The sequence below is a fragment of the Aeribacillus sp. JST-2 genome (assembly GCF_056032925.1).
Window position 1 is genome coordinate 93943 of the sequence record NZ_JBVVUU010000011.1, and the last position, 12661, is coordinate 106603.

At 42.4% G+C, this 12661-nt stretch carries 12 protein-coding genes; all 12 read left to right on the plus strand.

Annotation, left to right across the window (positions count from 1 at the left end):
* Nucleotides 1–101: 101 nt before the first annotated feature.
* The 12 genes from trpE (at nucleotide 102) to AC0KTX_RS08360 (ending at nucleotide 12469) form a co-directional block, all read left to right on the plus strand.
* On the plus strand, nucleotides 102–1640 hold the full coding sequence (gene trpE / locus AC0KTX_RS08305; protein ID WP_474251746.1) for an anthranilate synthase component I: 1539 nt from the start codon (nucleotides 102–104) through the stop codon (nucleotides 1638–1640).
* Nucleotides 1612–2628 carry an anthranilate phosphoribosyltransferase gene (trpD, locus tag AC0KTX_RS08310; RefSeq protein ID WP_474251747.1) on the plus strand — a complete coding sequence of 339 codons (1017 nt, stop codon included), beginning with the start codon at nucleotides 1612–1614 and terminating at the stop codon, nucleotides 2626–2628. Before trpE ends, trpD begins: the two co-directional genes overlap by 29 nt.
* Nucleotides 2621–3388 (plus strand): indole-3-glycerol phosphate synthase TrpC, encoded by a 768-nt coding sequence (gene trpC / locus AC0KTX_RS08315; RefSeq protein WP_474251748.1) that lies wholly within the window; start codon nucleotides 2621–2623, stop codon nucleotides 3386–3388. The genes trpD and trpC overlap by 8 nt, the downstream gene beginning before the upstream one ends.
* Entirely contained in the window at nucleotides 3385–4041 is a 657-nt protein-coding gene (locus tag AC0KTX_RS08320) for a phosphoribosylanthranilate isomerase (RefSeq protein WP_474251749.1), read from the plus strand. The genes trpC and AC0KTX_RS08320 overlap by 4 nt, the downstream gene beginning before the upstream one ends.
* The gene (gene trpB, locus AC0KTX_RS08325) at nucleotides 4022–5221 is read left to right on the plus strand and encodes a tryptophan synthase subunit beta (protein ID WP_474251750.1); all 1200 of its coding nucleotides are present in this window, start codon (nucleotides 4022–4024) and stop codon (nucleotides 5219–5221) included. Before AC0KTX_RS08320 ends, trpB begins: the two co-directional genes overlap by 20 nt.
* 7 nt (nucleotides 5222–5228) lie before the next feature.
* The gene (trpA, locus tag AC0KTX_RS08330) at nucleotides 5229–6005 is read left to right on the plus strand and encodes a tryptophan synthase subunit alpha (RefSeq protein WP_474251764.1); all 777 of its coding nucleotides are present in this window, start codon (nucleotides 5229–5231) and stop codon (nucleotides 6003–6005) included.
* Between the two features lie 22 nt (nucleotides 6006–6027).
* Nucleotides 6028–7107 carry a histidinol-phosphate transaminase gene (gene hisC, locus AC0KTX_RS08335; protein WP_474251751.1) on the plus strand — a complete coding sequence of 360 codons (1080 nt, stop codon included), beginning with the start codon at nucleotides 6028–6030 and terminating at the stop codon, nucleotides 7105–7107.
* Between the two features lie 59 nt (nucleotides 7108–7166).
* A complete protein-coding gene (locus AC0KTX_RS08340; RefSeq protein ID WP_474251752.1) occupies nucleotides 7167–8267 on the plus strand; it encodes a prephenate dehydrogenase in 1101 nt (366 codons plus the stop codon).
* A 16-nt stretch (nucleotides 8268–8283) separates the two neighbouring features.
* Complete coding sequence (gene aroA, locus AC0KTX_RS08345; RefSeq protein ID WP_474251753.1) at nucleotides 8284–9579, plus strand: 3-phosphoshikimate 1-carboxyvinyltransferase; 1296 nt, start codon at nucleotides 8284–8286, stop codon at nucleotides 9577–9579.
* Between the two features lie 80 nt (nucleotides 9580–9659).
* Nucleotides 9660–10592: a hypothetical protein gene (locus tag AC0KTX_RS08350; RefSeq protein WP_474251754.1), complete on the plus strand. Its 933-nt coding sequence runs from the start codon at nucleotides 9660–9662 to the stop codon at nucleotides 10590–10592.
* Nucleotides 10585–11856 carry a tetratricopeptide repeat protein gene (locus AC0KTX_RS08355; RefSeq protein ID WP_474251755.1) on the plus strand — a complete coding sequence of 424 codons (1272 nt, stop codon included), beginning with the start codon at nucleotides 10585–10587 and terminating at the stop codon, nucleotides 11854–11856. Before AC0KTX_RS08350 ends, AC0KTX_RS08355 begins: the two co-directional genes overlap by 8 nt.
* Nucleotides 11857–11926: 70 nt before the next feature.
* Nucleotides 11927–12469: a ReoY family proteolytic degradation factor gene (locus AC0KTX_RS08360; protein ID WP_474251756.1), complete on the plus strand. Its 543-nt coding sequence runs from the start codon at nucleotides 11927–11929 to the stop codon at nucleotides 12467–12469.
* The last annotated feature ends 192 nt before the right edge of the window (nucleotides 12470–12661 follow it).

The window sequence follows — 12661 nt, forward strand, 5'->3', positions numbered from 1 at the left end:
TTAGCGTTTTTGGGCTTTTTTTATAAGCCGAATGCCTTTTTCCTCAAGATATATCCTCGATCGACTCATTCTCCAAACAAATTGGAGGAGTGAGCGCTTCAATGGAAACTTCATTTCAAGATTTTTTACAGGATTGCCGCAGCTATAAGACCGTTCCAATCATTGAACAATATCATGTTGATATGCTGACGCCGATTCAAATTTTTCAAACGCTGCACAAAGATGCGCTATTCATTCTTGAAAGCAATGATAAAGAATCGAATTGGTCGAATTACTCTTTTATTGGTCTTGATCCAATGTATTTTATCCGTGAAACGAAGGGAGTATTTGAACTCCAAAGCACGGAAAAACGGGTATTGGATCAAGATGCATCGTTATCTTCCTTGTTTCAAAGGATGACGGAAAGATTAAAAGCAAAAAAAGTTGAGATCGATGTTCCGTTTGCCGGAGGAGCCGTTGGCAGAATCGATTATGATGCCGTCAGTTTATTTGAAAAGGTTCCAGTTCATCGTCAGAAAAACGCGGCTGAATCTGTTTGTGAACTCGTTATTTGCCAAACCATCATCGCTTTCAGCCATAAGGAAAGCCTGCTTTCATTTATCCATTACATCGAAATGACAGGAGAGGAAGATGAACAAACCCTCAAGGAGATGTATGAAAAAGGCAAAAGATCGATTAGGCGGTATCGCCATGAATTGATAAACACAAAGTCGGAGGAGCATATTTTCGTTCCATCCGAAATGGAGCAAGTTTCGTTTGCGGGCGTGCAATCGAATTATTCAAAAGAGAGGTTTATCGATCATGTTGAAAAAGTAAAAGAATATATCCGTTCCGGAGATATTTTTCAAGGAGTTCTTTCCCAGCGGTTTGAAAAAGAGGTGTCAGTAAACGGACTTCAGTTGTATAGAATTTTGCGAATCATTAATCCTTCGCCGTATTTGTTTTACATTAGATTGTCCGATCGGGAGTTAATAGGCAGCTCCCCTGAACGATTGATCCACGTCCGCGATCGCTTTTTGGAAATTCACCCGATTGCCGGAACAAGGAAACGAGGCAAATCAAAAGAGGAAGATGAGCAGATTGTCCAACAATTGCTTCAAGATGAAAAAGAGCTTGCTGAACATTATATGTTAGTCGATTTAGCACGGAATGATATAGGCAGAGTTGCCGAATACGGTACGGTGAACACGCCGGTATTATTGGATGCTGCTTATTTTTCCCACGTCATTCATCTAATCTCGAAGGTGACAGGAGAACTAGCAGAAAATGTCCATCCGATCGATGCACTCATTTCCGCTTTTCCAGCAGGTACCGTGTCAGGTGCGCCGAAAGTGCGGGCGATGGAAATCATTCATGAATTAGAGCCCACTGCCAGAAGCAGCTATGCCGGAGCAGTAGCCTACATCAGTTTTGATGGGAGCATTGATTCGTGCATTGCCATTCGGACGATTCAACTGCAAGGCAATAAAGCCTTTGTTCAAGCAGGAGCAGGAATTGTTGCTGATTCCGTTCCCGAGCGTGAATGGGAGGAGACGAGGAACAAAGCCAGCGCGCTCATTCAAACGATTCAATTAGCAGAACAACTATTTTCAGTTATTGGGGGGAATAACAATGAAAGAAATATTGCAAAAATGCATTGAAGGCCGCACACTTTCAGAATCGGAAGCAGAAAGCGTTATGAAAGACATCATGGAAGGAAAAGTTTCCGACAGCCAAATTGCCAGTTTAATCACCATCTTGAGATTTCGGGGAGAAACGGTCGATGAAATGGCGGGATTTGCAAAGGCAATGAAGGAAAACATGACTCAGCTCGCGGGATTTGAACATGCCATTGACACATGCGGCACTGGCGGGGATGGGGCATCAACCTTCAATATCTCGACGGCCTCCGCAATTTTAGCTTCCTCATTGGGGGTAAAAGTGGCGAAACATGGGAATCGCGCTGTTTCATCAAAAAGCGGAAGCGCAGATGTTCTGGAATATTTGCAAATTCCGATTCAAACCACTCCGGAAGAAGCAAAAAGGGCGCTGGAAGAAACGAATATGAGTTTCCTGTTTGCTCCGCTTTATCATTCTTCCATGAAGCATGTGGCAAAAGCGAGACAAGAAGTCGGATTCAGAACGATTTTTAATTTTCTCGGTCCGCTCGCCAACCCGGCAAATGCGAAAAGACAGGTCATTGGAGTTTCTTCTTTGAATCATGCCGAAAAAATGGCTGAGACACTCAAACGATTCGGATCTGAACATGTGTTGTTTGTCACCAGTGAGGATGGTTTAGACGAAATATCGATCAGTGCTGAAACAAACATTATTGAACTGAAGGACGGAACGATTGCAAAATATAAAATAAGTCCAGAGCAATTCGGTTTTGAACGGGGTCGTCTTGCAGACATTCAAGTTTCAAATGTTCAAGAAAGTGCTAAAATGATAGAAGAGGTGCTCCAAAACAAGCGGCAAGACAGCGTGAAAAATATTGTTGTGCTAAACTCTGCAGCAGCGCTTTATATCGCTGGAAAAGCTGAAGATTTGCAGAAAGGCGTTGAAATGGCAGCAAAAGCGATTGAGGATGGAACTGCTTATCGCCAGTTGAAAAGATTGATGGTTCGAAAGGAAGAAAGCTATGCTTGATGTGATAATCCATGCAAAAGAACAAGAAGTGAAAGAACTGGATCTCAAGAAAATCGAACGATCGTCATTTGAGAAAAGGCCGTTTCTCGATGCTTTAAAAAATCCGAATCGCTTCGTCGGACTCATTGCCGAAGTGAAGAAAGCATCTCCTTCAAAAGGAGTCATTCGGGAAGATTTCCACCCTGTTGAGATTGCGAAAAAATACGAGGAGAAAAAGGCGGACTGTTTATCAGTCTTGACTGACCAAAAATTTTTCCAAGGATCGACAGCGTATTTGACTGAAATCAAGAAAAACGTTCATTTGCCTGTCTTGCGAAAAGATTTTATCATAGACGAAAAACAAGTTTATGAATCAAAGTGGATCGGTGCGGATGCTGTATTATTGATTGGGGAAGTTCTTCCGTCAAAAAAATTAAAAAAGCTATGGGACGAAGCAAAAGGATTGGAGCTGGATGTTTTGGTGGAAGTTCATTCGACCGAGACGCTTGAACGGATCCTCGATGTCTTTGTCCCGGATTTATTAGGCGTCAATAACAGAGATTTAACGACATTTCGCACAGACGTAAAACATTTGGAAAACATTCAAAAACATGTGCCGAAAGAAACTTTGCTCGTCAGCGAAAGCGGCATTGGTACCATCGAAGACTTAGAAACAGTCCATAAGTATGGTGCAAAGGCGGTATTGGTCGGTGAATCGCTCATGCGGAAGGAAGATCCGGGAAAAGGAATTTTAGAGTTGTTTGGGGAGAGCATAACGTGAAACTGGTCAAAATTTGCGGCAATCGCACGTTGGAAGATGTAACAGCTTCCATGAATCAAGGAGCCGATTATATCGGCTTTATTTTTGCAGCCGAAAGCAAGCGGCAAGTCAAAGCGGAAGAAGTGGGCAGCTGGATGAAATTTTTTTCAGAGAGGAAGCTTCCAAAACTTGTCGGAGTCTTCGTTCGGCCAACCATTCAATCGCTGAAAGAAGTGTTAAAAATCGTTCCACTGGACTGCATACAGTTGCACGGAGATGAAAATGTCCAATTTGTTCAAAAAGTTAAAGAAACATTTGGTCGAAATGTTTGGAAAGCTCTACATCATCATGAACAAATTATTGCTGAAATGGAAAAATATGCGCCATTTGTCGACGGGTACGTGATTGACAGCCGAGTGAAAGGAATGTGGGGCGGCACAGGCATACCCTTTGATTGGAGCGATGTGGGCAAATATACGAATTGGGCGAAAGATCATCAAAAGCTTTGTTTTATTGCAGGCGGAATAACACCGGAAAACGTAACAGACCTGCTCGCAAAAGGAGCTGACTTTCTTGATATTGCAAGCGGTGTAGAAACGGATGGCAAAAAAGACGAAGAGAAAATTGCAAAACTGATAGAGAAGGTGAAAGGGTATGACAGGTTATCCAGATGAATTTGGCAGATTTGGCGAGTTTGGCGGAAAATATGTTCCGGAAACATTAATGCAGCCTTTGTATGAATTGGAAGAGGCATTACAAGAGGCATTGCATGATTCTTCCTTTCTAGCAGAATATCATCAATTGCTAAAAAAATATTCGGGAAGGCCGACCGCTTTGACATTTGCCGATCGGCTGACAAAGCTGGTCGGCGGGGCCAAAATTTATTTGAAACGGGAAGATTTGAACCATACAGGAGCCCATAAAATCAACAACGCCATCGGTCAAGCTTTGCTTGCCAAAAAAATGGGAAAATCGAAACTGATTGCCGAAACGGGCGCCGGACAGCACGGTGTTGCATCGGCAACGGTTGCTGCCAAATTCGGCATGGAATGCAAGGTCTTTATGGGGGAAGAAGATATTGAAAGACAGCGGCTGAACGTTTTCAGAATGCAGCTGCTTGGAGCCGAGGTTGTTCCGGTAACAAGCGGCAACAAAACGTTAAAAGATGCGGTGAATGAAGCGATACGCTATTGGGTTCAGCATTGTAACGACCATTTTTATTTAATGGGATCTGCCGTAGGCCCGCATCCTTATCCGTTGATGGTTAGGGAATTTCAGCGGATCATCGGCGATGAAGCGAAACGCCAGTTTGAAAACGAAATGGGCAAGCTTCCCGATGCGGTCGTTGCCTGCGTTGGCGGCGGAAGCAATGCCATTGGAATGTTTACGGCATTTTTGAATGATGATGTCAAGCTGGTCGGTGTCGAAGCGGGAGGTAAAGGAATCGATACAGGGGAACATGCCGCAACGATTACGAAAGGCTCAAAAGGGGTCATCCACGGGTCGATGACGTATCTTTTGCAAAACGAATACGGGGAAATTGTCGAACCGTATTCGATTTCGGCCGGGCTCGACTATCCCGGTGTCGGTCCTGAACATGCCTATTTGGCAAAAATCGGGCGAGTTCAATATGAACAAGTGACGGACGAAGAAGCGCTAGCAGCTCTTGAAATGCTGGCAAGAACGGAGGGGATTTTGGCAGCCATTGAATCCGCTCATGCTGTAGCAAAAGGGATTGAAATTGCCGGAGAATTATCGGAAAAAGAAGCGGTGTTGATCTGTTTGTCCGGCAGAGGCGATAAAGATGTTCACACATTGATGAAAGCGAAAGGAGGAGCGGATGGTGAGCGGTAAAAAGAGCATGTTTCGAAAGGTTGACAAGCTTTTCATTCCTTTTATCACAGCAGGCGATCCGAATGAAGAAGCGTCGATTGAACTGGCGCTTTCTCTTGAAAAATGCGGTGCTGATTCCATTGAACTCGGCGTTCCTTATTCCGATCCGCTCGCTGACGGACCTGTCATTCAGCGGGCGTCCATCAGAGCGAGAAAAAACGGAATGAATATTGAAAAGACGATGGAATTAGCTTTTAAAATGAAAAAGCGGGGATTAAAAATTCCAATCATTCTCTTTACTTATTACAATCCTGTGCTACAATTAGGAGAAAATCACTTTTTTGCTTTAATGGAGAAAAATCAAATTGAAGGCCTTCTCATTCCTGATCTGCCGTTTGAAGAAAGCGAAGAACTGCGAAAAAAATGTGAAGAACATGGAATTTATTTCATTTCTATGGTTGCACCTACCTCACAAGCCCGTGTGAAAAAAATTGCGGAAAACGCGTCAGGCTTTCTATATTGTGTTTCGTCATTGGGAGTGACAGGCGAGCGGCAATCATTTGATGAACATATCCAAGATTTTTTGCGACAAGTAAAACAATATGCCTCTGTTCCAGTTGCCGTCGGATTCGGTATTTCGACAAATGAGCACGTAAAAAAATTTTCCGAGCTGAGTGATGGGGTTATCATCGGCAGTGCCATCATCCGCCAAATTGAAAAGCTGGAGCCGCTTCTTACCAACCCGGAAACAAAACAAAAAGGGCTGGAGGAATTTGAAGACTTCATTGCTGATTTACTCCATTAATGTAATGAAAGAGGTGTTTTAGGTGGAAGTAAAGGAACAGTTGAAGTCATTGAAACCTTATGAGCCGGGAAAACCGATTGAGGAAGTCATGGAGCAATTTGGCCTCACGAAAGTAATCAAACTTGCTTCAAATGAAAATCCTTATGGCTGTTCGGAAAAAGCCAAGCAAGCGATTCGGGATGAATTGAATCATCTCGCCTTATATCCCGACGGTTACAGCGCAGAACTTCGGAAACAAGTGGCAAAACATGTTGGTGTGAAAGAAACTCAGCTTATTTTCGGAAACGGTTCAGACAACATCATTCAAATCATCTCCCGGTCTCTATTGAAAGAAGGGACGAATACGGTGATGGCTGCGCCGACCTTTTCGCAATACCGTCATAATGCTGTGATTGAAAAAGCTGAAGTGCGTGAAATTGAACTCGTCGATGGCCGCCATCATTTGGATAAGATGGCCGAAGCGATTGATTCCAACACGAAAATCGTGTGGGTATGCAATCCAAATAATCCAACAGGTGTTTATATAAACGAACAAGAATTAATAAACTTTTTAAAAAAGGTGCCAAAAAATGTTCTCGTTGTGTTGGATGAAGCGTATTACGAATATGTGGCAGCGGAAGATTTTCCTAATTCCGTTTCCCTATTGGATCAATTCCCGAACCTCTTGGTTTTGCGCACTTTTTCGAAAGCATACGGGCTTGCCTCATTGCGTGTTGGCTACGGAATCGGCAGCGAAGAGTTCATCCGTTCGATCGAGCCGGCCAGGGAACCGTTCAACACAAACAGGCTCGGTCAAAAAGCGGCGATTGCAGCGCTTCAAGACCAATCCTTTATTGAAACTTGCCGAAAGCTGAACCGGGAAGGATTAGAACAATATTATGATTTTTGTGAACAGCATAATCTACGTTATTTCCCTTCGCAAACAAATTTTATATTAATAGATTTCAAGCGGGATGCGGATGCGCTGTTTAGACAGCTGCTCGAAAAAGGATTTATCGTCCGTTCCGGAAAAGCGCTCGGATTTCCGACCGCTCTAAGAATTACTGTCGGTTCCAAAGAACAAAATGGAGAACTGATTGAAGTTTTAAAAGAATTGCTTTAATGTAAAAGAGGTGATCGTTCACCTCTTTTTTTACCAAATACAGGGAATAGGTGGTTTTTGTGGATCAAGTATTTGTCATTGGCCTCGGTTTGATCGGCGGTTCGATTTCACTTGCGATCAAAAAAGAGCATGCAGCGCTGCAATTAATTGGCTACGATATCAATCATGATCAAATGCAAGTGGCAAAAAAATTAGGGGTTATCGATCAAGCGGCACAGTCCATTCAAGAAGGTGCCGAATCGGCGGATGTCATCATCATTTCAACGCCTGTCGAACAAACATTGGAGATTTTGACTTACCTGGGGAAGCTCCGGTTAAAACATGGTGTGATCATCACGGATGTTGGCAGCACGAAGAAAAAAATTGTCGACCATGCCAGCAAGTCTTTGCCAAAATATGTAACATTTATCGGCGGGCACCCGATGGCAGGTTCACATAAATCAGGAGTCATTGCGGCAAAACCTCATTTATTTGAAAATGCTTTTTATATTTTAACGCCCGGCGAACAGGAACAATCTGAAAAACTTGAAAAGCTGCAGAAGCTATTAAAAGGAACAAAAGCGCAATTTATTGTGATGGATCCTCTTCAACACGATTGTATCACAGGCGTCATCAGCCATTTTCCGCATTTGGTTGCAGCGGGCCTTGTCCATCAAGCGGAAAAGAAAGAAACAATGTTTCCGATCATTAAACGTCTTGCAGCAGGAGGATTCCGGGATATAACACGCATTGCCTCGAGCAATCCTGTCATGTGGCGCGATATTATTGTCCATAATCGGGATGTGCTGATCCAATTATTTGATGAATGGATCGAAGACATGCGGGAACTGAAACAATTTATTGAAAAAATGGACAAAGATGAACTTTATACATATTTTTTGAAGGCGAAAACGTATCGAGACGGATTGCCGGAAAAACAGAAAGGAGCTATCCCCGCCTTTTATGACCTTTATGTTGATGTGCCGGATTATCCAGGGGTCGTTTCCGAAATTACCGGCTATTTGGCAAAACACAACATCAGCATTACAAATATTCGCATTTTAGAAACGCGTGAAGAAATTCTTGGCGTTTTACAACTTAGCTTTCAAACGGATGAGGATCGAATGAAAGCGAAACGATGCATTGACGATTGGACAAATTATGAAACTTATATTTTGTAGAAAGAGGTGGCACGTAGTGAGCAAAGGACTTGTTCTCTCGAAAAAACATTCATTGAAAGGCACGCTGGAAGTGCCTGGCGATAAATCAATTTCCCACAGATCGGTTATGTTTGGCGCCATCGCTGAAGGAACGACGACAGTGCAAAATTTTTTAGTTGGCGAGGATTGTTTAAGCACCATCTCATGCTTTAAAGAAATGGGCGTTTCGATTAAGCAGGAAGGCACAAACGTAACCATTGAAGGGAAAGGCTTAACCGGATTAAAAGAACCCGTCAATTTTCTAAATGTAGGGAATTCTGGAACAACGACCCGCCTCATGCTCGGCATTTTAGCAGGGCGTCCGTTTCATGCATGCATCATTGGTGATGAGTCGATTGCGAAAAGACCGATGGATCGCGTAACGCGCCCTTTAAAGCAAATGGGAGCTCATATCGACGGGCGGGGAAACGGTTCTTTTACCCCTATTGCGATACGGGGCGGGAATTTAAAGGGGATTTACTACAAGTCGCCCGTTGCAAGCGCACAGGTGAAGTCATCCATCCTGCTTGCAGGTTTGCAGGCCGAGGGAACGACAACGGTTGAGGAGCCGTATAAATCAAGAGATCATACTGAACGGCTTTTGTCAGCTTTTGGTGTCGAGGTGAAAACGGAAGGTTTGGCCGTTTCTGTTGCTGGCGGGCAAAAGCTAACAGGAGCGAATATTTATGTTCCCGGAGATATTTCATCGGCTGCGTTCTTTCTTATTGCAGGCGCAATCGTTCCAAACAGTTCCATTCAGTTGAAAAATGTCGGGGTGAATCCGACGAGAACAGGGATTTTAGATGTCTTGGAAAACATGGGGGCAAAAATAGAACTGGCTAAAGCATTAGACACGGCTGAACCGATCGCAGATATTATGATCGGCACATCAGATTTGAAAGGAACGGAAATATCAGGGGAGCTTATTCCGCGGTTAATTGATGAAATTCCGATTATTGCCCTTCTGGCCACTCAAGCGGAGGGGACAACGGTTATTAAGGATGCGGAAGAATTAAAAGTAAAGGAAACGAACCGGATTGACACAGTTGTAGGCGAGTTGAAAAAACTTGGAGCAAACATTGAACCGACAGATGACGGTATGATCATTCACGGCAAAACGAAACTGAAGGGCGGTACAACCGTTTCCAGCCACGGTGATCATCGGATCGGCATGATGCTTGCCATTGCGGGTGCGATTTGTGAAGAGCCGATCGAGTTAGAGCAGCATGAAGCGGTTGCGGTCTCTTATCCGACATTTTTTGATCATTTAGAACGGTTAAGCAAAACCATCTGAATTTTTTCAGGTGGTTTTGTCATATTTTTTTAGGCTTCCTCATAGCTTGTCTTAAAGAGCAAGCAAAGGGAAGGGATAGGATGGCCTATATCATTGACAAAATAAATCTTTTGGAAAACAATAAAGTTGTCAAATGTTCAATTCTCATCCAAGGAAGCACATTTCGTTTTATAGAAAATAATTTGGACAAGTTTCGCTTTATGAAAATGGATTTGTCGGCCTATTTAATGACGCCCGGATTTGCCATGATTGACCAAACTGTTCAGCATTTGCATGATTGCCAAACATTCAAAAAATATTTAAAGCATTTAATTTTAAAAGGCTGTACGTTTTTAATCGCCGCCGTCGATCTTTCCTGCGAACGGGAATGGAACGAAAAGGAAAGATTGATTCGAAAAATTATGATGAATTCTTCAATCGATTACAGCTTTGCTGCCAAAGTCCCTTTGAAACGGCTTAACCCGCCGCTGGTCAGAATGCTTAAGCGGAGAAACATACCGCTCATCATCGTCGATATAAAAAAAGAGGATGAATTTGAAAAAGTCGTTTGGGAATGGGTTCGAGAGGCGCTATTTCCCGTTCAAACCCCGATTTTTCCTCATTTTTCTGCAAAAGACTCATTCGTTCAAAAACATCTGCAATTGAAATGGTTGAATATTGTCGAGCGATACAAATTGCCATCCGTAAAAGAATGTCCGAAAGACGGCGAACCGCTTGAAAAGGATGCCTTAATGAAAATCGGCCTGTATCCTTTGCGCTGTGAGATTTTATGCGGCAGCAATGTCGATTATAACTTATTTCCTCTGATCGATTTAGTTGAGAAAAACGGCCAACTGGATTATGATAATCATAATCCTGAAGTGATCGTTCATAACGGAATTGTCTTGAAAGCAGGGGAACGTATTTTCTTTCGCCCTGGAGCCGGAAAGGAGATCCGTTTAACCGCTCCGGGAAGGTTTAAAATCAATTCAGTTCCACATTTTTTGAATGAAGGGGTCGTTGAACTTGAATAAAGAACTAAACGAAGCCATTTTTTTAGTGGAAAACGGGCAGACAGATGAAGGGCTGAAAAAACTTGCCAAAATTGAAAAAACATTGAATGATGAAGAAAAATTTCAGCTGGCGGAAACCTATTACCAATGGGGAAGAACAGACGAGGCGTTGAAGCTGCTCGAGCAGTTAAGGGAAGTATACCGTGACGAGTCGGCAGTTTCCTTGCTATATGCTGAAATCCTCATCGATTTAAATGAAGAAGATCGGGCGATGGAAATATTGAATACAATCGATGAAGAAGATGAAGCATATCCTCAAGCGCTCATTCTTTTAGCCGATTTGTATCAGCTGGAAGGGCTGTATGAGGTTAGTGAACAAAAACTGAAAGAAGCGAAACGAATGCTTCCTGATGAAAAAGTGATTGATTTTGCATTGGCTGAATTTTATTTTCACATCGGAAAATACCATCAAGCGATTGATTATTATGAAGAAGTCCTCAAGGATCATGAAGAACTGATGACCGTGAATCTTTACAACCGAATGGCTGAGGCTTTAAGTGCCAGCGGCCATTTTGAAGAAGCGCTCCACTATTATGAAAAAGCTGCTGAAACGGAAAATCCGGACACACTTTTTGCTTATGGATGCACAGCTCTTGCGGCAGGCTATACAAAAACAGCCATTCAACAGTTCGAACGGGTGAAAGAACAAGACCCAAGCTATCAATCGCTTTATTTAAATCTTGCAAAATGTTATGAACAAGAAGAGATGCTCGATGAGAGCTTTGCGGCCGTTCAAGAAGGCTTAAAACAAGACCCGTTTCATAAGGAGCTATATGTATCCGGAGGCAAGATTGCCTTAAAACTGGGAGATGTTCCAACAGCAGAAAAGTTGTTAAAAGAAGCTTTGGTTCTTGATCCTGGCTATGTCGAAGCGGTTATTACGTTGGCAAGCGTTTGGCATTCTGTCGGAAAATATGCCGAAATTGTAGAACTGCTCACCGACATCATTGAAAACAATGAGGAATATGCGCCGGAATTTGATTTTTATTTGGCGAAAGCCTATCATCAGTTGGAGCAATATGAAGACGCATTAAACCATTATGAAAATGCATATAATTTTCTCAAAAGCGACCAAGAGTTTTTAGAGGAGTTTGCTTATTTTTTGCTTGAAGAAGGTGATCGAAAAAGGGCGAAAGAACTGTTTGAAAAAGCGCTTGAAAAAGATCCGGCCAATACTGAATATGAGAATATCCTGCTTGAATTGGATGACAATTTACCAATATAATCGGAAGGATTTGAACGAATGTTTGTTGAATTTGATGAATAAACCCTATAGAGCAGAGGAGGGATGGAGAATGTCAGCCCCTGTTTCTGTTGATGAAAAAAAAGAATTTATCCGCTGGTTTTTAAATCATTATCAATTAAAAAGAAGGGAATGCGTTTGGATTTTAAATTATTTAATGAGCCATGACACATTGATGGAAAAAGTGCATTTTGTGGAACAAGCGCAATTTTGTCCGAGGGGAATCATCATGTCCACGCATTGTGTGGATGAGGTGCCGTTCCGCTTCTATAAAGAGAACATCATGACCACCGACGCGGAAAAATCGTTTCATGACATTCGCCTCAACAAAGATGAAGATCTGTATATTCAATTAAATTTCCGGTCACAGTATCAATCGCCTGAATATGCAGCAGTTTTAGTGGAAAATCCGTATATTCCTAAACATTTGCAAGGAAATGAAAAAGACCGGCTGATGGCGGAAAAAATATTGGATGAAGCGATAAAGAAATTTCAAAAAGAAAAACTTTTCCGGCAAATTGACGAGGCTTTAGACCATCATGACGAGCAAACATTTCGAAAACTTGTGAAAAAATTAAATCAATTAGGCTTTTAAACAATGTTTCGGCATTGTTTTTTTTTGTTTCTCCGAACTATAATAAAGCTATTCGAAACATAGGAAAGTCCTGCGGTAATATGTCAAGGTGAATAATCATAGAAATTGGAAATTCCCTTGTCCGATGATCCGAAAAAAGGCAATACTGAAGAAACCCAGTATTGGTACATGTAATAAACTGGGTCTAAAGGT

Coding starts and splice junctions, on each gene's coding strand:
- trpC (WP_474251748.1), top strand. CDS start 2,621: ATGCTTGATGTGATAATCCATGCAAAAGAACAAGAAGTGAAAGAACTG.
- AC0KTX_RS08350 (WP_474251754.1), top strand. CDS start 9,660: ATGGCCTATATCATTGACAAAATAAATCTTTTGGAAAACAATAAAGTT.
- trpB (WP_474251750.1), top strand. CDS start 4,022: ATGACAGGTTATCCAGATGAATTTGGCAGATTTGGCGAGTTTGGCGGA.
- trpD (WP_474251747.1), top strand. CDS start 1,612: ATGAAAGAAATATTGCAAAAATGCATTGAAGGCCGCACACTTTCAGAA.
- trpE (WP_474251746.1), top strand. CDS start 102: ATGGAAACTTCATTTCAAGATTTTTTACAGGATTGCCGCAGCTATAAG.
- AC0KTX_RS08360 (WP_474251756.1), top strand. CDS start 11,927: ATGTCAGCCCCTGTTTCTGTTGATGAAAAAAAAGAATTTATCCGCTGG.
- trpA (WP_474251764.1), top strand. CDS start 5,229: ATGTTTCGAAAGGTTGACAAGCTTTTCATTCCTTTTATCACAGCAGGC.